This is a genomic window from uncultured Williamsia sp. (assembly GCF_947494875.1).
Lineage (GTDB): Bacteria > Actinomycetota > Actinomycetes > Mycobacteriales > Mycobacteriaceae > Williamsia_A.
On the sequence record NZ_CANLWM010000007.1, the window covers coordinates 304,879 to 329,721 of the forward strand.

At 71.7% G+C, this 24,843-nt stretch carries 12 protein-coding genes; 2 read left to right on the forward strand and 10 right to left on the reverse strand.

The features are described 5' to 3' along the window. Positions 1-20 precede the first annotated feature (20 nt). The 10 genes from Q1A98_RS17635 to Q1A98_RS17680 all read right to left on the reverse strand — a co-directional run bounded on the left by Q1A98_RS17635 (position 21) and on the right by Q1A98_RS17680 (position 22,664). Positions 21-13,667 (reverse strand): non-ribosomal peptide synthetase, encoded by a 13,647-nt coding sequence (locus Q1A98_RS17635; RefSeq protein ID WP_299575882.1) that lies wholly within the window; start codon positions 13,665-13,667, stop codon positions 21-23. A 302-nt stretch (positions 13,668-13,969) separates the two neighbouring features. Further along, the gene (locus Q1A98_RS17640) at positions 13,970-14,680 is read right to left on the reverse strand and encodes a hypothetical protein (protein ID WP_299575884.1); all 711 of its coding nucleotides are present in this window, start codon (positions 14,678-14,680) and stop codon (positions 13,970-13,972) included. A 69-nt stretch (positions 14,681-14,749) separates the two neighbouring features. Further along, positions 14,750-15,685 (reverse strand): MlaD family protein, encoded by a 936-nt coding sequence (locus Q1A98_RS17645; RefSeq protein WP_299575886.1) that lies wholly within the window; start codon positions 15,683-15,685, stop codon positions 14,750-14,752. A gap of 57 nt (positions 15,686-15,742) precedes the next feature. Next, the gene (locus tag Q1A98_RS17650; RefSeq protein ID WP_299575888.1) at positions 15,743-16,798 is read right to left on the reverse strand and encodes an MlaD family protein; all 1,056 of its coding nucleotides are present in this window, start codon (positions 16,796-16,798) and stop codon (positions 15,743-15,745) included. After that, on the reverse strand, positions 16,795-17,937 hold the full coding sequence (locus Q1A98_RS17655) for an MlaD family protein (protein WP_299575890.1): 1,143 nt from the start codon (positions 17,935-17,937) through the stop codon (positions 16,795-16,797). Before Q1A98_RS17655 ends, Q1A98_RS17650 begins: the two co-directional genes overlap by 4 nt. A 1-nt stretch (position 17,938) precedes the next feature. Further along, a complete protein-coding gene (locus tag Q1A98_RS17660; RefSeq protein WP_299575892.1) occupies positions 17,939-18,913 on the reverse strand; it encodes an MlaD family protein in 975 nt (324 codons plus the stop codon). Beyond that, complete coding sequence (locus Q1A98_RS17665) at positions 18,910-19,914, reverse strand: MlaD family protein (RefSeq protein ID WP_299575894.1); 1,005 nt, start codon at positions 19,912-19,914, stop codon at positions 18,910-18,912. The genes Q1A98_RS17660 and Q1A98_RS17665 overlap by 4 nt, the downstream gene beginning before the upstream one ends. Continuing rightward, complete coding sequence (locus tag Q1A98_RS17670; RefSeq protein WP_299575896.1) at positions 19,911-20,963, reverse strand: MlaD family protein; 1,053 nt, start codon at positions 20,961-20,963, stop codon at positions 19,911-19,913. The genes Q1A98_RS17665 and Q1A98_RS17670 overlap by 4 nt, the downstream gene beginning before the upstream one ends. Then, the gene (locus Q1A98_RS17675; protein WP_299575987.1) at positions 20,960-21,760 is read right to left on the reverse strand and encodes an ABC transporter permease; all 801 of its coding nucleotides are present in this window, start codon (positions 21,758-21,760) and stop codon (positions 20,960-20,962) included. Before Q1A98_RS17675 ends, Q1A98_RS17670 begins: the two co-directional genes overlap by 4 nt. A 70-nt stretch (positions 21,761-21,830) precedes the next feature. Then, complete coding sequence (locus Q1A98_RS17680) at positions 21,831-22,664, reverse strand: ABC transporter permease (protein WP_299575898.1); 834 nt, start codon at positions 22,662-22,664, stop codon at positions 21,831-21,833. Positions 22,665-22,908: 244 nt separating this feature from the next. On the opposite strand from Q1A98_RS17680, the gene Q1A98_RS17685 reads away from it, so the two are divergent. Both Q1A98_RS17685 and Q1A98_RS17690 read left to right on the forward strand, forming a co-directional pair. Beyond that, positions 22,909-24,120, forward strand: a complete 1,212-nt coding sequence (locus Q1A98_RS17685; RefSeq protein WP_299575900.1) for a CaiB/BaiF CoA-transferase family protein — start codon at positions 22,909-22,911, stop codon at positions 24,118-24,120. After that, a complete protein-coding gene (locus Q1A98_RS17690; protein WP_299575902.1) occupies positions 24,117-24,752 on the forward strand; it encodes a TetR/AcrR family transcriptional regulator in 636 nt (211 codons plus the stop codon). The genes Q1A98_RS17685 and Q1A98_RS17690 overlap by 4 nt, the downstream gene beginning before the upstream one ends. Positions 24,753-24,843 lie beyond the last annotated feature (91 nt).

The following is a 24,843-nucleotide window of genomic DNA, read 5'->3' on the forward strand; positions in this document are numbered from 1 at the left end:
GTCGGTGGTGTCGGTCGCGGTCATCGCCCGTCCTGTCCCTCGGTGGTCATCGCCCCGCCGACGCGCGGCGCCCACCGCGCGACGACGTCCGGGTCGAGCAGATCGCGGTGTCGGGCGTCGACGACGACCTCGGCGAGGTCACCGGCGACGACGCCGCGCCAGTCGTCGATCGCCGGCGGTCCGGGCGGATCGGCTGCGGCGGTGACGAACACGACGTCTCCCGGAACCGGCCGCGGGCGCCATCCGGCAGCCAGCGCGGTCGCGTCGCGGTAGGCGTCGTACAGCGACTCGAGCACCTCGACCGGCAGGTCCGCGATGGGTCCGGGAAGTCCGTGCATCAGTCCATGGGCCTGGGCGACGGTGAGATCGGGATCGACGTCGTCGGGGTCGGCGACACCGAACTCGACGGCGAGATCGGCCGGCGACGGCGGTTCGTCCCATCCCGGATGGTCGGCGAGCACGTACGAGTCGAGCAGAACCACGGACGCCGGCCCGGCGCCATCCTCGGCCAGCAGGCAGGCGAGCTCGGCGGCGAGCATCCCGCCGAGCGACCAGCCGAGCAGGTGCACGGGACCGTCGGGGACGAGGTCGCGGATGGTGTCCCGGTGACGTCGTGCGAGGTCACCCAGCGACGCCGCCGCCGTCTCACCGGCCAGGACGGGGTTCTGCAGGCCGTACACAGCGCGATCACCCGAGACGTGCTGCAGCAGCGATGCATACGACCACGACAGACCTATGGCGGGATGCACGACCACCAGGGGTGCCGGGCGGTCGGCGCGGGGCGAGTCCGTCGCGGGCCGCAACACGATCGCCGGGCTCATGCCCGTCGGCCCGGCGCCCACCTGCACACCGTCGATCCGCCACGCCAGTTCCTCCGGGGTCGACGCGGCGAACACCCAGGCGACCGCGACCTCCACGCCGGTGCGCCGCCGGATCTCGGTCACCGCGGTGGTCGCGGTCAGCGACGTGCCACCGAGGTCGAAGAACCCGTCCGTGGCCGAGAGCGACGGCAGGCCCAGGACGTCGGCGAACACCTCGGCGATCACCGCCTCGGTCCCCGGACGCGGCGCACGACCGGTGCCCGACCGCTCGGCGGGGACGGGCAGCGCCGCGCGATCGATCTTGCCGCTCGGCCCGACGGGGATGGCGTCGACGACGACGACCGACGCCGGCACCATGTGCCGCGGCAGGCTGCGCGCCGCGTGTGCTCGGATGTCCTCCGGCACGTCCGATCTGCCCGACGCCGGGACCACGTAGCTCACCAGCGAGGCGGCGGCGCCCTCACCCCGCACGAGCGTCACCACCTGGTGGACGCCGGGGTGATCGGCGACGACGGCGTCGATCTCGCCGGGCTCGACGCGGAACCCGCGGATCTTCACCTGGCTGTCGGCGCGGTCGACGTACTCGAGCGTCCCGTCGCGGGTCCAGCGGACCAGGTCGCCGGTCCGGTACATCCGCGACCCGTCACCGCCGTGGGGTGACGCGACGAATCGGGTGGCGGTCAGGCCCGGACGGCCGTGGTACCCGCGGGCGATCCCGTCGCCGAGCACGTACAACTCTCCGACCACCCCGACGGGCACGGGATGCAGGCGGCGGTCGAGGACAAGGGCCGACTCGCCGCGGTTGGGCGCACCCATGTCGACGCGCGCGCCCGGTCGCAACGGTGCGCTGAGCGAGGCGAACACGGTGATCTCGGTGGGGCCGTAGGCGTTGAGCAGCGTGCGCTCGCGCGACCACCGGCGGACCAGGACATCACCGACCGCCTCGCCACCGACCACCACGGTGCGCAGCGTCGGGACCCGGGTGGGGTCGATGCTGCCGAGGGCGGCCGGTGTGAGGAAGGCGTGGGTCACCGCGCGCTCCTCGAGGGTCTGCGCGAGCGGCGGCCCGCCGTAGACGTCGGTGCCGACGACCGCGGCGGTGGCCGGTCCGGCGAGGGTCAGGAGCATCTCGAGGACCGACGCGTCGAAACTCGGCGACGAGAAGTGCGCAACGGTCGCGGTCGGTCCGACCCCGGTGGCAGAGCGGAGTTCGGCGCGCAGACCGGCGAGCCCGCGGTGCGGGACGACGACCCCCTTGGGCAGTCCGGTCGATCCCGAGGTGTAGATGACGTAGGCGGCGGCGTCCACGGGCATGGCGATGTCCGACAGCGCATCCGCGGACTGCGACGATACGTCGCGCATGGTGGTCGGGTCGTCGGGCACCACCCAGCGGACCGCACCCGGCAGGGCGTCGACGTGATCGCCCGTCGTCACACCGACCGTCACCCCGCTGTCGTCGAGCATGTGCGCGATGCGGTCCGCGGGATAGAGCGGGTCGACGGGCAGCCACGCGGCACCGGTCTTCGTGATCGCCCACACGGCAGCGATCGCGTACGCCGAGCGCGGCACCGCCACCGCGACGACGTCGCCGAGCCCGACGCCCAGTCCGCGGAGGTGGCGGGCCAGTCGCGTGGTGTGCCGGTCGAGGACGCGGTAGGTGATGGGCCCGTCGGCGTCGACCACGGCGATCCCGTCCGGCCGGGCGTCGACCGCTTCGGCCAGCATCTGCGGGACCGTCCGCGGCTCGACCGCCTCGGGACCGACGACGAGAGCGGACCCCTCCCCGTCGGGGTGGACGGCGATGTCGCCGACGGCCATCGAGGAGGAGGAACCGTCGGCGACGGTCCTCAGGACGTGCAGGAGGCGATCGGCGAAGGCGTCCACGTCGGCATGGTCGTGGAGATCCCGGGCATAGGTGATCTGCATGGAACCCGTCGGCGTCCGCGGCGAGAGTCCGCGCACGGTGATCTGCAGGTCGAACTTGGCCGCCCCGGTGTCGATCTCGCGAGCGGTGACACCGGGGATGCCGTCGACGTCGAGGGCGCCGTCGTCGGCGAGGTCGTGCACCGACAACGCGATCTGCACGAGCGGTACCCGGCCGTTTACACGGGCGGGGTTCACCGCAGCGATCACGTCGTCGAACGGGATGTCCGCCATGTCGAGGTCGTCGAGGTCTGCGTCACGAACCCGCGACAAGAGCGCACCCACCTCGTCGTGCGGCGACACCGCGGTACGGAGAGCGACCGTGTTGACGAACATGCCGACCACGCGGGTGACGTCGGGGTGGTCCCGACCCGCCACGGGCGTCGCGATCACGAGGTCGTCGCCGACGCCGAGGCGGTGGAGCAGGACGACGAGGGCCGCGTGCACGACGACGAACGGCCCCGCCCGGACCGCCCGCGCCGCGGCGGCGATCGCGTCCCGCAGTTCGTCGTCGACGCGACGGTCGACGGTAGCGGTCGCCGACGCGCTGGGACGTCGCGGCGCGTCGGTGGGCAAGGTCGTCTCGGACGGGGCGTCGGCGAGACGCGTCCGCCAGTGGGAGAGCTGCTGCGCGGCGGTCGATCCCGGGTCGTCGACGGAGCCGAGGGCCGCGACCTGACGCCGCGCGTGGTCCAGGAACGTGACCGGCGCCGTCGGCAGGTCGGGTGTGCTGCCGGTGATCCGCGCGCTGTACGCGGTGAACAGGTCCTCGACGAGGATCGGCAGCGACCACCCGTCCGCGGCGATGTGATGCACGACGATCACGAGATCGGTGTGGCCGCTGCGCCGGATCACCGTCACCCGCAGGGGCCATCGCACGGCGAGATCGAACCCGGCGCGGGCCTGCCGGTGGGTGGTCGCCTCGACGGCGGCGGGATCGGTCACGTCGACGATCTCGAGGACGTCGTCGAGACCGCCTGTGCCGTCGACCCCGTCGACCGGTTCGACACGTTGCACGGGGTTGCCGTCGACGACGGGGAAGACGGTGCGCAGCGCGGCGTGCCGGGTGACGACATCCCGCCAGGCCGCCCGCAGGGCACCGAGATCGACGTCGGCGTCGATGCCCAGGACGATCGGGACGTTGTAGGCCGACGACGCCGTGTCGGCGGCCTGGACGATCCACATCCGGCGTTGCGCCGGGGCGAGCGGTCCCTCGGTCGCGCCCCCGTCGTGGTCCGGGGTTCGGACGATCTCCCCGACCGCGGGCTGGGCGTCTCCGAGGGCGGCGGCGAGGGCACCGACCCTCGGGTGGTCGAAGAGATCCCGCACGCGCACCGTGGACCCGGTGGTGTCGGCGAGGGCCGCGACGACCTGCGTCGCGCCGAGCGAGGTGCCGCCGAGATCGAAGAAGTCGTCGTCGAGGCCGATCGAGCCGCTCTCGACACCGGGGATCGCCGCGGCGAAGGCCACCGCGACCGCCGCCCCGACCGCCGTGGTCGGTGCGCGAAACGCCGGGCCGGACTGCGCGACCGGCTCCGGCAGGGCCCTGCGGTCCAGCTTGCCGTTGGTCGTCCGCGGCACCTCGTCGATGACGGTGATGCTCGCGGGGACGAAGTGGCGTGGCAGCCGCGCGGCGACCTGCCGACGCAGCGCGTCCACGTCCAGGTCGACGGCGGGGTCGGCGGGGACCACCCAGCTGACGAGCGTCGCGTCGGCGCCGGCCCCGTGGACGGCGGTGACCGCCGAGCGCACCTCGTCGCACGCGGCGAGGACAGCGTCCACCTCACCGGGTTCGATGCGGAATCCCCGCAGCTTGACCTGCGAGTCGGCGCGACCGAGATAGGTGAGGCGGCCGTGTCGGTCGTGGCGGACGACGTCGCCGGTGCGGTAGGCCACTCCCCCCGCGCCGTCGGGGTCGGCGACGAAGCGTGTCGCGGTGAGATCCGGCCGGGCCAGATATCCCTGCGCCACACCCCGTCCGGTGAGGTACAGCTCGCCTGGTGTCCCTGTGGGGACGGGGCGGAGGGTGCTGTCCAGGACGAGGGCGCGCGTGCCCGGCACCGGCGTGCCGAGCGTCACCGGTCCGCCCGGGTGAATCTCCCCCATCACCGCGACGACGGTCGTCTCGGTGGGGCCGTACGCGTTCAGCATGGTCCGCGTCGCCCCGAACCGTGCGACGAGATCCCGCGTCGGCGCCTCGCCTCCGACGGCCACGGTCCGCAGCGACGGCAGCGACACGTCGGGGACGGTCGCCAGCGCGGCGGGGGTGATGAAGGCGTGGGACACCTCGCCGGCGCGCAGGACATCCGCGAGTTCGGACCCGCCCACCACCGACGGCGCGACGATCACGAGGGTCGCCGCGGTCTCCAGCGCGAGCAGCAACTCCAGCACCGAGGCGTCGAAGCTGGGTGACGCGAAATGCAGGACACGAGAACGACGATCGGTGCCGTAGCGCCGTCGCTGATCGGCGGCGAGTGCCGAGAGACCGCGGTGGGTCACCGCGACGCCCTTGGGCGTACCGGTCGACCCCGACGTGTAGATCACGTACGCCGGACCGTCCGGTCGGATCGGCCGGACGAGGTGGCGCGGGGCGATCGCGTCGTCGGACAGGGTCGCGACGAGCTGCGCGGCCGGGGTGTCGTCGTCGACGGCGACCCACGTCACGTCCGCCGGCAACGCCTCGACGTCGGCGGCACGTGTCAGCCCGATCCGCACCTGCGCGTCGGCCAGCATGTGCGCGACCCGGGGTGCCGGGTAGGCGGGGTCGACGGGGAGGAACGCCGCGCCGGTCTTGACCACCGCCCATGTCGCGACGAGGGACTCGATGCTGCGCGCGACGGCGATCGCGACCCGATCGCCCGCCCCGACCCCCTGGCCGATCAACAGACGGGCCCACCGGTTGGAGGCCTCGTCGAGCTCGCGGTAGGTGATCGCGCGGTCGGCGGCGGGATCGACGGCGGCGAGGCCCCGCGGTGCGGCGGCAGCAGCGGCCGCGGTCATCTCGGCGAGGGTCCGCACGGGCGGCGCGGCGTCGGCGGCGTCGATCGCGGGGCCGCGATGCCGCTCCGCCTCGGTGAGGACGCCGAGGTCCCCCACCCGCACGGTCGGGTCGGCGAGGACCTGGTCGACGACGGCGAGGAACCTCTCACCGAGGTCGGCGACCGTCTGGGCGTCGAAGAGGTCCGCGGCATAGGTGAAGCGCAGCGCCGATCCGGTGACGCGCAGTTCCAGGTCGAACCGCGCTGCGCCGGTGTCGATCTCCCGCGCAACCACTTCCACGTCGCCGATGTCGACCGGTTCGGGCGCGGTGTCGGCGAAGGCCAGCGCGACGGCGAACAGGGGATGCGAGCCCGCGGAGCGATCCGGTGCGAGCGCCTGGACGAGATGCTCGAACGGCATGTCGGCGTGACTGAGGGCGCCGATGTCCGCGGCGCCGACACGGTCGACGAGATCGGTGAAGGGCTCGGACCGCGACACCGAGGTGCGCAGGACGAGGGTCGTCACGAACATCCCGACCAGGTCGGCGAGGGCGGTCGAGGGGCGCCCCGCCACCGGGGTCCCGACGACGACGTCCGCGGGGTCGCCGGCCAGAGCGACGTCGGGGTCGGTCGACATCCGCGCCAGCAGGGCGGCGAACGCGCTGTGCACCACCATGAACGGGCTGACACCCCGTGCGGCGGCGAGGCGCCGCACCCCGTCGAGGCGCGCGACACCGAGGTCGGCGTCGACGGTCCCGGCGCGAATGTCCGCGGCGGCGGTGCGGGTCCGGTCGGTCGGCAGGCTCGCCCGGGCGGGCAGGTCGGCCAGGGTCTGCGTCCACCACGACAGGAGCTCCGCGATGCGGCTGTCCTCGTCGTCGACGTCGCCGAGCGACTCGGCGAGCCAGGCCGAGTAGTCGCGATAGTCGACGGGCAGCGGCGTCCAGTCGGGCGCGGACCCGGCTGACCGGGCCGCGTAGGCGGTGGCGATGTCGCGGGCCAACGGACCCATCGACCACCCGTCGGCGGCGATGTGGTGGATCGCCAACGCCAGTTCCCACCGCTGATCGCCGCCGTTCTCGGCCATGCGAACGAGGTGTGCACGCATCGGCGGGTCGACACGGAGATCGAACGGGTGCCGCGCGAGATCGGTGTGACGCGCCTGCGCGTCGTCGGCGTCGACCGCGTCGAGGACTGGCAGCGACCCGACGGCGTCGGCGACGTCGAGCACCCGGGGATGCGGTGTCCCGTCGTGGTCGGGGAACACCGTGCGCAGCGGCTCGTGTCGCGCGACCACGTCGACGACGGCCTCACCGAGTGCCGTCGGGTCGACCGCACCACGGAGCTCGACGACGAAAGCGATGGTGTACGAACCGTTGTCGGGTTCGAGACGGTTGAGGAACCACAGTCGGCGCTGCGCGGGCGAGCAGACACCCTCGTCGGGCGCCCTGTCGCGATGGACGATCGGCACCACGGAACCGGCGCCGAAGACGTCGTCGCCGGTCGGGGTGCGCAGCCGGTCACCGAACCGCGCGGCGACGCCGGCGACACTGGGCGTCTCGAACAGCACCCGCACACCGACCCGTTCACCGACCGCGGCCTCCAGTGCGGCGACCACCGTCGTCGCCATCAGCGACGTGCCGCCGAGGTCGAAGAAGCCGGCGTCGCGGTCGATCTGGTCTGTCCGCAGCCCCAGCGCCGCGGCGAAGATCTCGGCGACACGGTGTTCGGCGTCGTCGCGCGGTGGGGTCACGGTGACGGGGGTGAGCTCGGGCTCGGGCAGGGCGTGGTGGTCCACCTTGCCCGACGGCGTGATCGGGATGGCGTCGACCGGCGTGATGCTCTGCGGCACCATGTGTCCGGGCAGCGTCTGCGCGACCGACGTGCGCACCGACGCGCCGTCCGGGACGCCCTCGTCGGTCTCGCCCACCACCACGTACGACACGAGGCGGTCGTTGCCGTCGGGGCCGGGCGCGGTGGTGGTGACCGCCTCGGCCACGCCGGGCACCGCGCTGAGGGCGGCGTCCACCTCGCCGAGCTCGATCCGGAATCCCCGGATCTTGACCTGGTCGTCGGCGCGTCCGACGAACTCGAGTTCGGTGTCCGACGTCCATCGCACGAGGTCGCCGGTGCGGTACATCCGGTCGCCGCGTTCCCCGAACGGGTTGGCCACGAACGCACTCGACGTCCGCGGGTGTCGCTCGTGATACCCCCGGGCCAGCTGCGGACCGGTCAGGTACAGCTCACCGACCGCACCCGGCGGGACCGGCGAGAGACGTTCGTCGAGGACGAGCACCCCGATCCCGCGGATCGGTCCGCCGATGGTCAGCGGGTCACCGGGCCGGATCTCGTCGGAGATGGTGGCCACCACGGTCGCCTCGGTGGGGCCGTAGGCGTTGAACACCCGGTGCTCGCGGGACCACTCGTGCAGGACCACCGGGTTCGGGGCCTCGCCACCCACCACCACCACCTCGAGGTCCGGCAGGCCGGGCGAGATCGTCGCCAGCACCGACGGCGTGAGGAACGCATGGGTGATGCGTTCCTTGCGGATCAGTTCCTCGAGGTCGCGCCCACCGACCGTCTCCGGTGGTGCGATCACCATCGTCGCGGCGGCGCCCGTGGCCATGAGCGTCTCGAGCACCGAGGCATCGAAGCTGGGGGACGCGAACTGCAGTGTGCGACTACCCGGTCCGGCGGTGAACCGCACCAGCTGCTCGGCGGCGAAGTTCGCGAGTCCGCGGTGGCTCACGACGACGCCCTTCGGCAGGCCGGTCGTGCCCGAGGTGTAGATGAGGTAGGCGGGGTTGTCGACCGAGATCGGCACGGGCCGTTCGGCGTCCGTCACGGGGTCGGCCGGGTCGGTGTCGACCGCGGCGGCCAGCTCGGCGCAGCGCTCCCCCTGGAGATCGAGTTCGGCGACGTCGACCGTGTGCGGCACCTCGACGTCCGCGGTGAGGCAGATCCGCGCGCCGGAGTCGGCGAGCATGTGGTCGATCCGATCCACGGGATACCGCGGGTCGACGGGGACCCACGCCGCGCCGGCCTTGCTGACGGCCCACATCGCGCACACCCACTCCACCGACCGGGGCATCGCGACGGCGACGACGTCCTCCGGGCCGATCCCCATGCCCAGCAGGACACGGGCCAGGGTGGTCGAGCGATGGTCGAGCTCGGCGTAGGTGACGTCCTCGTCGCGGAAACGGACCGCGACGGCGTTCGGGTCGACCGAGACCGCGTCGGCCACCATGTCCGCGAACGTCACCGCCCGCCGCGGGGCACGCCCCGTCGCGGGGACGAGCGCGGCACGTTCGTGGCGGTGGAGCACCGGGACGTCGCCGATGGCGCGCTCCGGGTCCGCGGACACCCCGCGGGCGATGCGGCGCAGGCGGTCGCCGAGGTCGACGACCGTCGCCTCATCGAACAGGTCTGCGGCGTAGGCGATCTCGACGACCACGCCGTCGGGGCGACCCTCGGCGTCGAACCGCTCGATCGCGGTGATCTCGAGGTCGAACTTCGTGGTGCCCGTCTCGACCGGCTCGGCCTCCGCCTCCAGTCCGGGGAAGTCGAGCTCGACGCGGTGTGCGGCCTCGAGCGCGACGCTCACCGCGAACAGCGGGTGTCGGCCCGGGACGCGGGGTGGGTCGACTATCTCCACGACGCGGTCGAACGGCAGGTCGGCGTGGTCGAGGGCGGCGAGATCGACCTCGCGGCACCGCTCGACCACCGAGGTGAACGAGGCGTGCTTGCTCACCGGCACCCGCAGCGTCGCCGTGTTGACGAACATCCCGACGAGCGCGTCGAGAGCGGGGTCGCCCCGGCCGCCGACCGGGGTCCCCACCACGATGTCGTCCTCGCGCGCCAACCGCCGCAGCAGCACCGCGACCAGTGCGTGGACGACCGTGAACATCCCGACCTCGGCGTCGGCCGCGATCGCGACGAGCCGGGCGTGGACCGCGGTGTTCAGATCCACCCGCACGCGACCACCGCGGTGCGACCCCACCGCCGGCCGGCGGCGGTCGACGGGCAGTTCCGTCTCGGCCGGCAGGTGTGCGAGGTGTTCTCGCCAGAACGCGGCCTGGCGGGCCGCGGTCGACGCGGGGTCGTCGGCGTCGCCGAGACGACTCAGCTGCCAGATAGCGACGTCGGCGTACTGCACCGCCGGCGCGGCTCGGACGGGATCGCGGCCGTCGCGACGGGCGGCGTAGGCGGCGGCCAGATCGCCGGCGAGGGGGATCAACGACATACCGTCCGCCGCCACGTGGTGCACCACGACCACCAGGCGATGACGCTCGGGACGGGAGGACTCCCGCACGAGCGCCGCCCGGATCGGGATCTCGTGCGCGAGATCGAACCCGCGCGCGGCGAACTGCCCGTCGTCGACGTCGCCGACCACGTGCACCACGTCGGCGGGTGGCTGCTGGATCTCCTGGCGGGGCCCGTCGGCGTCCACCCGGAACACCGTGCGCAGCGGTTCGTGCCGGGCGACGACGTCGTCGACGGCGAGACGCAGGGCGTCGACGTCGAGCGGTCCGGTGAACCGCACCAGGAAGGGGATGTTGTACGAACCGTCCGTCTGGTCACCGTGCGCGAGCAACCAGATGCGGTGCTGCACCGGCGACAGCGGGATGCGGTCCGGCCGGGGAGCGGCGACGAGCCCGTCGGGTCGCGTGTCGTGATGCCACGTCTGCACACCGCGGGATCGCAGCGCGCGGGCGAGCCGCCGCGGGGTCGGGTCGTCGAAGAGGTCACGGATCCCGACGGGGTGGTCGAGGGCGGCCGAGAGGCGACTCGCCAGTCGGGTGGCGGTCAGCGAGTTGCCGCCGGCGTCGAAGAAGGAGGTCGTCGCGCCGACCGCGGCCACACCGAGCACGTCGGCGAAGGTCGTCGCGACGCCGCGCTCGAGATCGTCGGCGGGAGCGGCGTGGTCGCCCGAGGCGACCGTCGTCCTGCCCGGCGCGGGCAGGGCGCGCCGGTCGAGTTTGCCGTTGGCGGTGGTCGGGAAACGGTCGAGGACGACCACCGCGGCGGGGACCATGAACGCCGGCAGGTGCCGGGCCACGGTCGCGCGGACCGTGGCGGGGTCGGGCCGACGGCCGGAGGTCCCGGTCACGTAGGCGACCAGCATCTGGTCCTCGCCGGACGCGCCGCGGGCGACGACGACCGTGTCCGCGACGCCGTCGACGGCCGACACCGCGGCCTCCACCTCCCCCGGCTCGATGCGCTGCCCGCGGATCTTGACCTGGAAGTCGCTGCGGCCGAGATAGATCAGCGCCCCGTCGGCGGCGGAGCGGACCAGGTCGCCCGTGCGGTACATGCGGGTGCCGTCGCCGGACGGATCCGCGACGAACCGGTCGGCGGTGAGGTCGGGCCGCGCGAGATAGCCTCGCGCGAGCTGGATCCCGGTGAGGTAGAGCTCCCCGGCGATCCCCGGCGGCACCGGGCGGAGTCGGGTGTCGAGGACACGGACCCCGGTGTTCCACACCGGTCGGCCGATCGGCACCGGCGAGACGGCCGGGTCGATCGCGTCGGCGTGGGTGACGTCGATCGAGGCCTCGGTGGGCCCGTACAGGTTGTGGACGGGCGCGTCGGACAGCTCGGCGAATCGCGCGACGGTGGCCGTGGAGAGCGCCTCGCCGCTGGTGAACACCATGCGGACGCTCTCGAGTTCACCACCGGAGCCCGCGTCGCCGTCGTCGCCGATGATCGTCGCGAAGGTGGTGAGCATCGACGGCACGAAGTGGAGCACGGTGACGCCGAGCGCGGCGATCGCCTGGTAGAGGTACCACGGGTCGCGGTGGCCGTCGGGCGTGGCGACGGCGAGGGTGGCGCCGGTGGCCGGGGGCCAGAGGAACTCCCACACGGACACGTCGAAGGTGGCGGGGGTCTTCTGCAGCACGACGTCGTCGGTGCGCAGCCGGTAGCGCCCCTGCATCCAGGCGAGCCGGTTGACGATGCCGGCGTGCGTGATCCCCACGCCTTTCGGCCGTCCCGTGGACCCCGAGGTGAACAGGACGTAGGCCAGGTCCAGCGGTCGGACGTCCCGGCGGCGACGCACCTGACGCAGCGAGCGAGGGGCGTCGCGTGCGTCGAGGCGGTCGGCGAGCCCGGGCAGGTCGACGACGACGGTCGGCCGTGCCCCGATCTCACCGATCCGCTGTGCCGCAGCCTGATCGAGGGTGAGCACGAGGACCGGGTCGGCGGTCGACACCACGTGGCGCAGACGGTCCTCCGGCTCTGCCGGGTCGATCGGGAGGAACGCGGCCCCGGCCCCGAGCACGGCGAGGATCGCCACGACCTGATCGATGCTGCGGGTCAGCATCACACCCACCACGTCACCGGGTCCGACGGCGGCGGCGACGAGGTCGTCGGCGAGCTCGGCGGCGAGACCGTGCAACCGTGCGTGGTCGAGGTCGCCCCGGTGCTCGCCGTCCGCGTCGGTGGCGACGGCCGCGGGCACACCCGCGGCGATCCCCGCCCGCCGTCCGCGCTCGAGCAGATCCAACAGCGTCCCGGCATCGACGGCGTGCGTCGTGTTGTCGGCCGCGGCGATCCGGCGGCGTTCGTCGACGGTCGTGGTGTCGAGTCGCGCGAGGGGCGTCGCCCCGTCGACGGTGACGAACGCCGCGAGACCCGCCAGGATGCGGTCGAGAGCCGCGGCGACCTCGGTCCGCCGATAGCGGCGGGGATTCGCCTCGAGGTCGACGCGCATCCCGCCGTCGAGTGTCTCGTAGACGTTGAGCGACAGGTCCTCGACCGGTCCGGTGGTCAGGACGTGGACCGTGCCCGCGGTGGCGCCGAAGTCGATCTCGGTGAGGAACAGCATGACGTTGACCATCGGTCCGAAGAAGCCACGGACGACGTCCGTTCCGGTGGTGGCCATCTCCCGGGCGATGTCCTCGTGCCGATACCGCTGGTGTAGCAGCGCATCCCGGATGGTCGCCTCGGTGTGCACGAGCAGGTCGTCGACGGTCGCCGCAGGATGCACGTCGAGGACGATCGGCAGCACCGTCGAACACATCCCGGCGGACCGGCGGAGGTCGTCGGATGTCCGCGCCGCGACCGGCAGGCTCAGCATCAGCGCGTCCCGACCGGTCAGGGCGGCGAGATGCGCTGCGACGGCGGCGGTGACCACCGTCGCGGTGCGGACCGACGCCCGGCCGGCCCGCTCGCGCACCGCGTCGACCACGTCGCGACTCGGCGTGCGGGTCTCGGTGATCGACAGCTCGGCGTCGTCGGTGACCGCCCCGGGGTGCAGCGCGTCGGCCAGGGTCGCGATCTCGGGTGCGCGGGCGACGACCTCGCGCCAGTGCGCGGCGTCGGCCGTGTGGTCCGCCGACGATCGATGTGCCCGGTCCAGGTCGGAGATCTGGCGCATGGTGAGGGCGTCGACGGGCGGCGCGCGTCGCACCCCGGTGATCTCGCCGTACCACTGGCCGACGCGGATCAGCATGAGCGCGGCCGCGTACCCGTCGAGGACGATGTGATTGCCGCGGGCGTAGAGGATGTCGTGGTCGGGTCCGAGGCGGAGCACCATCATCGACACCAGAGGGTCGGCGACGAGATCGACCGGGGCGGTGCGGTGCAGGTCCATCAGTGCCCGCGCGGTCCCCGAGGGGTCGGCGTCGTCCCGGAGGTCGACGAGGTCGACGGCCGGCGACAGGTCGTGGTCGACGACGAGCCGGACCGGGAGGTCGGCGTCGGGGTCGTCCTCGAGACCTTCCGGGGGCGGCGCCTGCGTCGCCGGGACGATGGCCAGAGCCGGCGACTGCATCTCCCGTGTCGTGCGGCGCACGGCGTCCTCGACCGCCGAGATGTCCAGTGCAGCAGGGAAGTCGAGGAAGAACGCGATGGACATCGGCGCCTCGGGCGCGAGCTCGTGGGCCAGGTACACCCCTCGTTGCGCCGCCGTCATCGGCACCGTCTCGAGGCGACGCTCCGCGTCCACGCGACCTCCCACGCCGGATCCACCGGTGTCGTCGTCGCCGTGGGTCGGTGACGAAGGCGCGGACTCGGCCGGACACCACCGCGGGGGCCTCGGCTGTGAGCGCGCCAGAGCGTCCCGAAAAGCATTGTGAGCCACAGTAACCAGCTCAGTCGTGCCCACGCGGCGTCGAACGTGTCCTCAGTCCGGGTTCACGTTAACAAACAGTTGTGACTGTCCACATGTTTTACCGCCGCATATTTGACATTGCAAATCCACCCAGAAGAACGCATTTACATTGCATGCGTGCTGTTTTCGGGCGGGAGTCAGTTCGGCGGTGTCGCCTGCGCCAGCGGGGCCACCCCGCCGCTGATGTCGGTGATGGTCCAGTTCTTGTTCTTGTCGACCGTGATCGGGTAGAGCGCGGTGGTCTTCACCCCGCCCGGGGACTGGACGTTGGTCACCTGGACGTCGACGAACACCTGCACGACGTAGACGCCGTTGTTCTGGCTCTTGATGTCGCTGCCGACGAGGTCGCCCTTCGACACCCACTGCAACTGGCCGAGCAGCTGCCGCAACACGGACTCACTCGTCGTGAACTGCTGCCGCATCTTGTCGTCGACGTTCGTCCGCAGCGCCGCGAACCACGGGTCGAAGTCGCGGTAGTTGATCAGCGCCGCCTTCACCGCGTAGTCGCTCGCGACGTCCTGCGCCCGCTGCGCGCCGGAGTTCGCGTCCCGCAGCGTCGTGTAGTCGTCGCGGTAGGACGACGCGAAGTACACGGCGACACCGGCGACGACAGCCAGGACCACCACCAGCGCGGCGAGTGCGCCCACGAGCAGCCGAGGACGACGTGAGGGCTGCGCGGCATCGGCCGGGCGGTCGTCGGCCTTCTTCTCCGGCGTCGTCGGGGTCGTGTCCGACGACGGCTTCCCCGTCGACTCCGTCGTCGCCTCCGCCGTCGTCTCGTCGGCGGACGCCTCGGTCGACGTCGCCGTGGTGTCGTCCACGGCGTCCTTCTCGTCGTCAGTCGCCATCGCCTGCATCCTCCGTCGTCGTCGTCCGCCCCGCCGCCTGCGCGCGGGACCCTCTCACCGTCGTGTGCACTATCGGGTGGTCACGCGGAAGCGCACCACACCGTTCTCGTCGACGATCCGCAGCCCCCGTCGGACCACCGACCCGATGTCGATGTCGGTCGCAGGGGCGACCGTCGACAGCAGCGGGAGCAGCACACCGATCGGCGGGGTGATCTTCGGCAGCAGGCGGACCAGGTAGTCGTCGAGGGTCTGCAGGAACGGGGAGATCACCTGCGTCCAGGCCACGGCACCGTTGGTCGCGCGGGCCAGGCCGGGGAACAGACCCCATAGTTCGGTGAACGTCGGCTGGTTGAGCAGCAGTTGCCGCGATCCCTCGGACAGTGTCGGACCGATGCCGTCGATGGTGCGCACGAAGGCCTGGGCGGTGTCGAAGAGGTCCGAGAACTCGGTGCGTTGCGTGGTGATGGTCCGCGACAGGTAGCGGGAGAACTCACCGATGCGGGTGATGTCGTCGTCGCGGCCGATCCACCCGGCGTTGACGGTGTTGGCGATGCTCTCGATCCGCCCGGGGTCGATCTGCCCGACGAGCCGCTGCAGGTTGGTCAGCGTCTCCCCGACCGTCGACCGCGCGTCGATGTTCTTCTCCAGCACGGCGCCGTTCGCGATGAAGGGGCCGTCGGCCGTCGTCGACGAGAAGTTGAGGTACTGCTCGCCCACCAGCGACAGGTTCTCGACCGTGACCGAGGCCGACGCCGGGATCTTGTAGTCGGTGTCGAGGGACAGCGTCGCCCGCAGTCCGTCGGGGCGGATGTCGATGGCGCGGACGGTTCCGACCTCGATCCCGTTCCACAGCACGCGCGATCGGGGCAACAACCCTCCCGACGAGGCCATGTCGACGGTCACCGTCGACGTCGAGGCGACGGGCCGCACCTTCAGGATCCCGACGGCCAGGTACCCGGCCAGGCCGACCGACACCACGACGAGCAACGCCAACGAGGTCTTCACGCCGAGCTTCATGACCCGCCCCGCTCTCGCCCACCCGGTTTCATGACCCACCTCGCGTCACTTCATCGCCCCGATCATCCGGAGGGTCGCGGCGATCGTCCGCAGTTCGTCGCCTGAGGCCGTCGGCGTGGACACCCCACGGGGTGAGTTCATGTCGACGATGTTCACGCTGGGTGCGGCGAGGAACGGCAGGATCCGGTCGTTCACGAGATCGCCGAGCTTCTGCAGGTCGGTCGGCAGCGTCGAATCGAGCTCGACGGCGAGATCAACCAGGGGGTCGACGGTACGGATGAGCGTCGAGAGCGGTTGGGCTCGTGTGGTGAACAGCTGGTCGACGGGCACGAGCTCGAACCCCAACGTCCCCAACACCTTGGTGAACGAGGCGAAGGAGACCAGCGCGCCACCGATGCGCTCCGGGCCGACGTCGAGGGAGAACGCGAGGTCGGGCCCACGCACCTGCACCGAGCGGGCCAGCACCGCAAGGGATTCGAGCAACTCCCCCACCGGTCCCTGGTTCTGTGCCAGCCGCGCGACGAGTTCCCGCGACACCTCGATCGCCTTGTCGCGCTGCGCGGTGTCCTGCGGGAACGCCGTGTTCGCACGGTCGACGGTGCGCTGCAGCTTCTCCAGGGTCCCGCCGTTCGCGAGCGAGGCGATGCCGCCGAGCAACTCCTCGACAGCCGGCGTGACCGTGGTCCGCGACTCCGGGATGGTGGCCCCGTTCGCCAGCGGCGGCTCGTCGCCGTCCTGGGACGGCGGGGTCAACGCGATGTAGATGTCACCGAGGAGGGTCGACTGCTCGAGCGACGCGCGCGTCCCCTGCGGGATCCGTACGGCCGCCTCCACGTCGACGGTCGCGACGGCGACGGGGGCACCGGGGGTACCCCCGATGCCGACCTCGCGGAGCACGCCGACCTTGGTGCCGTTCATGAGCACCTTGCTGCGCGCGGGCAGGTTGAGGACGTTGGAGAACTCGAGCCGTAGTTCTCTGCTCTGCCCGGAGACGCGGGTCCCCGGCAGCGGGAGGTCGACGACCTGCACGCCGCATCCGGCCAGCAGGGTCGCGACGACGACGACGAGAACCGCGGCGGCGGCGCGGCGGGTGCGGGTCATCGCCGGCCTGCCGATCCGAGCACGAGTTGCAGCAGCTTCGTGTCGACGCGGTCGGGCGCGCCGGCCACCGGTCGACAGGAGCCGGCGACGAGTCGGTTCACGACAGCACACGAGGCGGCTGACGCCGAGAGCGGTGCGCTCACGCGGACGGTCGGCGCCGCGACGGAGACCGCCAGGCCCGGCTGGGTGTCCTGGGCCTGCGCGCGGATCGCCGACATCACCGGCGGCAGCAGCTCGAGCAGCGCCACGATCTGGTCGGTGGGGAGCAGCTGCACGAGCGGGGTGATCAGCTCGAGGACCTTGAGCAGGATCGGACCGTAGCGGCCGACGTTGTCGGCGAGCTGCGGCACCACTGTCGTGATGCGCCGCAGGGCGGGGTTCAGTTCGCGGGTGAGTTCTCCCAACGCGATGGAGAACTTGCCGACGTTGTCGATGGCGGACTGCACGTCGGGCCAGCGGTCGACGAAGAACTGCGCGAGTTGTTGCCCGTTGACGATCAGGGACCGCAGCTGCGAGTCCCGCAGGGCCGGATCACCCAGCGCCCGCGACAACCCCTGCACGGCGCGGTTGAAGTCCTCGGCCGACCCCTTGAGCGCGTTGTCCACGTCGGCCAGGGCGTTCCCGACCGCCTGCTGCTGCTCGGGGGTGCGGCCCGCGACGTCGGTCAGCTGGGCCGAGAGCTTGTTGAACGCGTCGAACGCCTGGCTCAGGCTCTTCGGCGTGCGGGTGCGGTCGAGCGGGATGCACCGGGCGGTGTCCCAGGTGGGGCCACCGACGTACGGGGTGGGGATCTCCAACCGCCGATCGGTGACGATGGAGTCCGACGTCGTCACCGCGGAGACGTTCACCGGGAACCGCACGCCGCCGTCGACGTCGAAATCGACGCGGACGGCGCCGTTGTCGGGGGCGACCTTCGTGACGTGTCCGATGGTGACCCCGAGCAAGGTGAGGTTGCTGCCCGGGTAGAGACCGATCGAGTCGGACATGATGGCGCAGCCCGACCCGCTCGGCGACGAGTCGGTGGTCCGCACGGCGGCGACGATCATCGAGATGACGGCCACGATCGCGGCCACCACCACGACCCGCGCGGCGACGGTCCGCCAGCGGGACGGGGCGGGTTGTGCTGTGGCGTCGGTCATCTCAGCACCCCTTGTCCGGGGTCGGGATGCACAGTGAGGGCGCGTCGACGCGGGTCTTCGAGAGATCGACGTCGACGGCGGACCCGTCGGTGCTGAGGATGCCACCGATCTCGTTCGCCAGCTGTGTGAGTCGGTCCACGATCGGGTTGGCGCGACCGAGCTTGTCGCGCACGGCCAGTACGATCTCCTTCACCTTGTCGACCTCTGGGTTGATCGTTCCCGACAGCGCCCCCACCGGCGGCTCGAGGAAGGCGAAGAGTGCGTCGACGCCGCGGATCGTCTCCAGCGCGTCGAACCGGAACTGGTAGAAGCGGTATCCGATGAGCCCGACGAGACGGAGCAGGTTCACCAGTTGGGCGCGACCGTTGTTCAGGGCGCCGACATACTCCTCGGTGATCGCGATCGCCCGGTCGAGATCGTCGTCGCGGTCGCCGAGGGTGGTGGTGACCGTCTCGATCTGGCTGATGATCTCGCGCGCGGCGTCCGAGCGCCCGGCGAGGGCCTGACTCACCTGCGCGAAGGTCTGCCGCGTGGTGACGGCGTCGACCTTGTCCACGACCGAGCCGGAGTCCCGGATGACGTCGGTGAGCTCGTAGGGCGTGGAGGTCTGCGTGCGGGGGATGTGGCCGCGCAGCGGTTCCGATCCCTGCGGCGTCACCGCCAGATAGTGGCCGCCGATCGCGGTGGTGAGGCGGATGTCGGCGCCTGTGCGGTCGCCGAGGCGCACCGAGCCGTCGAGGCCGAACCGGATCTCGACGTGGTCGCCGACGACCGAGACGTCCCGCACCTCGCCGACCCGGATCCCGGCGACACGCACCTCGTCGCCCGACCGGAGCTGACCGCTCGAGGTGAACTCGGCGGTGTATTCGTCCTCGCCCATCGGCATGACGTAGAGCAGCCCGCACACCAGGGCGATCACCGCGATGACGGCGACCCCGGCCAGGCCGTACAGCACCTCTTTCCGACGACGGGTCATCGACAGATCACCACCGGGGCACCGGCGAGCAGCACGGTGGTGAGCGGGCCCGGGACCGACTGTCCCGCACGGCAGGTGAGGGACGCGGCCCGGGCGCTCTGCGTGGACGCGACGAGGGAGTCGAGGACGCCGGGGATCCCGGCCAGGATCTGCGAGGCGGTGTTCGTCAGTGGGATGTACTTGCGCAGCAGCCGGTCGACGTCGGCGTAGTTGCCGAAGTAGACCCCGTTCAGGCTCTGCAGCACCAGCCGTAGCGGCTTCAGCGCCCGCGCCGACTCCTTCAGTGACGCCTGCGTCTGGTCGATGTTGCCGGCCAGGGCACCGAGCGCGTCACCGGTGCGCGCGATGAGCTCGTTGAGACGCGGTGACTTGTACTGGATCTGGCGCGCCAACGACCCGAGTCCGGTGACGAACGCGGCGATGGTCTCCGACCGGTCGGCCGCGAACCGCGTGATGTCGTTGAGGCGGTCGAGGATCGAGCCGAGTTCGGGTCCGCGGCCCTGCACGACGGCGAGCACGTTGCCGACGAACTCGTTGATCTGCGCGGGGTCGAGCACGCGGAACACCGGGCGAAGTCCGTTGAACAGCACCGTGATGTCGAAGGAGGGGACGGTCCGCGACTGCGGGATGACCTGCGAGCCGGACACCCGCACCCCGGCCGGGCCGTCGGTGTACACGTCGAGGTACCGCTCGCCGACGAGGTTGAGGTACCGGACCGCGATGGTGGTGTTGTCGAACAGCGGGACCGAGCGCTCGAGGCTGAAGGTGACGCGGGCGACGCCGTCGTGCAGAGCGACCTTCTCGACCTTGCCGACGCGGACGCCGATCTCGCGCACGTCGTTGCCGGCCGCGAGACCGGACACGTCGGAGAAGTCGGCGGTCACCGTGCGCTGCGGACCCTCGACCGGCGGCGAGAGGGCACCCACGACCACCCAGCCGGCGGCGATCATCGCGACGACGAACAGCGCGAGCCCGATCATCGACCCCGCCCGCAGCCTCATCGCCCACCGCCGCCTGCGGTCGGGGGCGCGAGCAGCACCGAGGTCAGCTGCGGCATGTTCGCGAGGGTCGCGCCCACCTGCAGGGTGACCTTGCCGTCCTGCGTCGGCAGCGCCTTCGTCAACCGCCGCACCAGTTCCCGCGAGTCGTCGTAGGCGGGCGGGATGGACCGCAGGGTGCGTCCGAGCGGTGAGCCCACGGTGATGACGAAGTCGAGCAGGGTACTCAGCGAGGTGAGGTTGTCGCCGACGACGCCGCCGATGGTGCCGACGGTCTGCACGAGTCCCGACAGCGTGTCGCGGACACCGCTGACCACCTTCGGGTCGGTGTACTCGGCGGTGGTCTTCGTCAGGTTGATCAGGACGGTGTCGAACGGGCCCTCGAGGTCGGCGACACCCCGGGACGCGGGCCCGAGGATCTGCAGGAACCGCGCGAGCGGCATCTGCTGACGCGCCGCGGCGAGGTTCAGCAGGTCCGCCCCCGACCGCAGCAGCGGCTGGACGGCGTCGACCACACGGGAGAGCACGTCGATGCTCTGCGAGACCGTTGTGCCGGTGACCGTGGTCGAGATCTGACCGACCTGTCGGAGCAGCTCGGCGACCGACACGTTCGTCGAGTCCGACCCGATCCGCAGTCGTTCACCGTCGCGCAGCCGGCCCGCGCCCTGTCCGGCGGTGGCGTCGGAGCGCAGCTCGATGCCGGTGACGCCGAGGATGTTCGACGGCGCGTACGCGGCGCTCACCCGGTCGGGGATGTTCGCGGCCTGCTTCTCGTCGATGGAGAGCGTGACCTGCTGCTGCGTCCCGTCGGTGACCCGCACCGAGTCGACGCGTCCCACGATGAGGCCGCGGAACTTGACGTCGCCGCCCGCGGCGAGCCCGTCACCGACGGCGTCGGTCACGGCGACGACCGTCACCCGGTCGTCGAATCCGCCGCGCGCGTAGATCGTCAGCGGGATGGCCGCGACGACGAGCACGGCGAGGGTGGCCGCGCCGATGATCAGCAGCGTGCGTCGGGACGGACCGCGTCCGGAGGCGTCCTCGTACATCATCCGGAGAACCGGAACCCGACGTCGGACCCCCAGAACACCAGGGTCAGGATCATGTCGAGCACGACGATCATCACGAAGCTGCTCTTGATGGCCCGGCCGGACGCGATGCCCACGCCCTCGGGTCCGCCCGCCGCGTAGAACCCCTGGTAGCAGTGGATCAGGATCACCGCGACGACGAAGATCACGGCCTTGACCATCGCGAACAGCATGTCGACCGGGGACAGGAACGCCGTGAAGTAGTGGTAGTACGTGCCCGACGACTGCCCGTTGACCGTGTTCACGACGAACGCGCAGGACAGGTAGCTCAGGATCAGCGTGATGAGGAACAGCGGGATGATCGTGACCACGCCCGCGATGACGCGGGTGGACACCACGAAGGGCACCGGACGGATCGCCTGCGCCTCCAACGCGTCGATCTCCTCGGCGATGCGCATCGACCCGATCTCCGCGGTCATCCGACAGCCCGCCTGCGCGGCGAACCCGATGGCCACGACGATCGGCCCCAGTTCCCGGGTGTTGACGTAGGCGGAGAGGAACCCGCTCAGCGGCCCGATCCCGAACAGTCGCAGCGTCGCGAACGACTCGATGCCGATGGACCCGCCGACCGACAGCCCGAGCACCACCAGCACCGCGACCGACCCACCGCCGACGACGATGCCGGTGGAGCCCCACATCAGGTCGGACAGCACGGCGCCGGTCTGCGACCGGTACACACGCAGGGCGTGCGGCGTCGACCGCAGCACGTCGTAGGCGAAGTGGACCTGATGTCCGACGCGCTCGAGGGCGTTCACCGGCACGGCGGCGGCCCGGCTGGTGGCGGTGGTCCACCGCCGGGAGCGGGAGTACGTCGCGAAACCCGTCACCGCGTCACCCGACCTTCTGCTGGACGAACATCGACAGGATCTGGGTGACGGCGAGGTTCAGCAGGAACGACGCGACGACGCCGAGCACGACGGCCGCGTTCACCGCGTCGGCGACGCCGCGGGGCCCGCCGCGGGCCTCGAGTCCGCGCTGGCAGGCGATGGCCACGACGACGACCCCGAACAGGACCGACTTGGCCAGCGCGATCACGAGGTCGGTGACGCCGGCGAACTGGCCGAAGCCGCCGAGATAGCTGCCGGGGGCGCCGCCCTGGAACGACACGTTGATGACGTACCCGGCGGCGACGCCGACCGCGATGATCTCCATGCAGATGAGCGGGGCGACGACGATCACCGCGAGGATGCGGGGCGCGACCACCCGTCGTGCCGGGTCGATGCCCATCGTGCGCATCGCGTCGATCTCCTCCCGCACCGTGCGGGCACCGAGGTCGGCGGCGATCGCCGACCCCACGGCGCCGCCGATGAGCAGCGCCGCGCCGATGGGCGCGCCCTGTTGGAGGATGGCCAGCGCACCGGTGGCGCCGGACAGCGACGACGCGCCGAGCTGCTGCGTGAGGCCGCCGACCTGTACGGACAGGATGACGCCGAACGGGATCGAGACGAGGACGGCCGGCACCCCGGCGACGCCGGCGAAGAAGCTCGCCTGACTCAGCACCTCCCGCCCGGGCAGTCGGCCCCGCACGATGTCCCGGCCGAGGTGCCCGAACGCGGTGAGGGTCAACTCGACGAGGCGACCGAGGGTCGCGATCGCGGACACGACGGCATCACCGAACCGTGTCACCGCGAGCACACCGCTGCGGCGCGTGCCGACGTTCGCCATCTCTCCCCCGGGTCGTCGTGAAGCTGCTGTCGACGGCGCACGGGGAAGTGACGTCACCCGGGCTCCGTGACCGCGGTCACTGTAACGGGGTGCTCTGATCTTTTGTCCGGGTTGCGAAACGACATTGGGACGGTGGACAAACGGTCCAGGACGACGTTGGGCACGCGCGCACGACGAGTGACGGACACCGGGCTGTCGGCGGGTCGGTTGGCGCCGTGTACGGGCGATTCGTCACCCTGGACCCATGCAGAAGCACCCCGCCGTGTCCGGCGCCCTCGACGGGATCCGCGTCGTCGAGCTGGGTTCGCTCATCGCCGGGCCGTTCGGGGCGCGCCTCCTCGGCGACATGGGCGCCGACGTCGTCAAGGTGGAGTCGCCGACCTCGCCGGACCCGCTGCGGGGATGGGGTCAGGCCGAGGTCGACGGGCACCGGTTCCTGTGGACGGTCTATGCACGCAACAAGCGCGCGGTGACCATCGACCTGAGCTCCGGCGACGGGCGGGCCCTGTTCCTGGACCTCGTCGCGACCGCCGACGTGGTCGTCGAGAACTTTCGTCCCGGCACCCTCGAGCGGCTCGGCATCGGCTGGGACGTCCTGCACGAGCGCAATCCCGGCCTCGTCCTGGTGCGGGTGTCGGGCTACGGGCAGACCGGCCCTGCCGCGTCGCGTCCCGGCTACGCGTCGGTCGCCGAGGCCGTGAGCGGACTGCGGCACCTCAACGGGTACCCGGATCAGCCGCCGCCCCGGCTCGCACTGTCCCTGGGCGACACCCTCGCCGGGATGTTCGCCGCGCAGGGCGCACTCGCCGCCCTCTACCGCCGCACGGTCACCGGCGAGGGACAGGTCGTCGACGTCGCGCTCACCGAGGCCTGCCTGGCCATCCAGGAGTCCGTCATCCCCGACTACGCGATGGGCGGCGTCGTGCGCGGGCCGTCGGGCACCCGTCTCGACGGGATCGCGCCGTCGAACGTCTACCCCACCGCCGACGGGTCGCTGGTGGTCATCGGGGCCAACCAGGACACCGTGTTCCGACGGTTGTGTGGCGCGATGGGCCGGCCCGAACTCGCCGACGACCCCCGCTTCGCCACCCACGGCGCCCGTGGGACCAATCAGGACGAGATCGACGCGATCATCGCCGCATGGACCGCGACGATCGAGCGTGACGTCCTCCTGGCCCGCCTCGACGACGCGGGGGTGGTCGCCGGACCGATCAACACCGTGGCCGACATCGTCGACGACGAGCAGCTGCGCGCCCGCGGGATGCTCGTCGAGCACCCCGACGAGCGGGTGGGACGCACCGTGCTCGGACCCGGTGTCGTGCCCATGCTCCACGGCACCCCGGGATCGGTTCGCACCGCCGCACCGCCCCGCCCCGGGCACCACAACGACGAGGTGCTCGGTGCACTGCGCGACCCGGAGGCGCTCGCCCGTCTCCGCGAGGCGGGTGTCGTGTGAACGACACGCCGATCGCGACCGAGAAGGGTCGCCGCACCGAGCAGGCGTTCGTGCAGGCGGCGCGGAAGGTGTTCGCCGAGAAGGGGTACCTCGCGGCGAAGATCTCCGACATCGCGGCCGCGGCCGGCCGCTCGCCGGGGTCGTTCTACAACTATCACGAGAGCAAACGTCAACTGCTGGAACACCTCCTGGAGGAGTTCCAGGACCGGATCCTCGCCGACACCCGCAGCCGCCTCACCGCCGATCCCGGCCACAACATCGACGCGGCGGTGCGGGTGTACTGGGCGTCGTATCGGGACTACCTGCCGGAGATGATCGGTGCCTTCCAGTTGTCGATGACCGACCCCGCGTTCGGGCAGTGGTGGCGGACGCGGCGGGCGCAGGGCATCGACGCGGTGCTGGACGTGTTCCGGTCCGTGGAGCACCGCGGCACCGACATCGGGCTCGACAAACATCTCTTCGCCTCGGCGATCGTCTCGATGCTCGACTCGTTCTGTTGGAACTGGTTCGTCAGCGGCGGCGACGACATCACCCGGGGACGGACCGAGGAGGAGGCCATCGCGACACTCGTCGAGATCTGGCGACGCGGGCTCGTCGTGCCCACCGATCGGCGTGCGTCCACCGACTCGTGAGCTGATCTCACGAGGTCAGGACGGGTGCGGTGGCGGCGCACGCGGTGGACAAAGGCCACGGGACTCCCGCACAATCGCTGACGGGGAAGGC

Bases quoted from the DNA above. Each gene is read 5' to 3' on its own strand.
- Q1A98_RS17680 (WP_299575898.1), bottom strand. From the start codon at position 22,664: ATGGCGAACGTCGGCACGCGCCGCAGCGGTGTGCTCGCGGTGACACGG.
- Q1A98_RS17655 (WP_299575890.1), bottom strand. From the start codon at position 17,937: ATGACCGACGCCACAGCACAACCCGCCCCGTCCCGCTGGCGGACCGTC.
- Q1A98_RS17665 (WP_299575894.1), bottom strand. From the start codon at position 19,914: ATGAGGCTGCGGGCGGGGTCGATGATCGGGCTCGCGCTGTTCGTCGTC.
- Q1A98_RS17685 (WP_299575900.1), top strand. From the start codon at position 22,909: ATGCAGAAGCACCCCGCCGTGTCCGGCGCCCTCGACGGGATCCGCGTC.
- Q1A98_RS17640 (WP_299575884.1), bottom strand. From the start codon at position 14,680: ATGGCGACTGACGACGAGAAGGACGCCGTGGACGACACCACGGCGACG.
- Q1A98_RS17670 (WP_299575896.1), bottom strand. From the start codon at position 20,963: ATGATGTACGAGGACGCCTCCGGACGCGGTCCGTCCCGACGCACGCTG.
- Q1A98_RS17660 (WP_299575892.1), bottom strand. From the start codon at position 18,913: ATGACCCGTCGTCGGAAAGAGGTGCTGTACGGCCTGGCCGGGGTCGCC.
- Q1A98_RS17650 (WP_299575888.1), bottom strand. From the start codon at position 16,798: ATGACCCGCACCCGCCGCGCCGCCGCCGCGGTTCTCGTCGTCGTCGTC.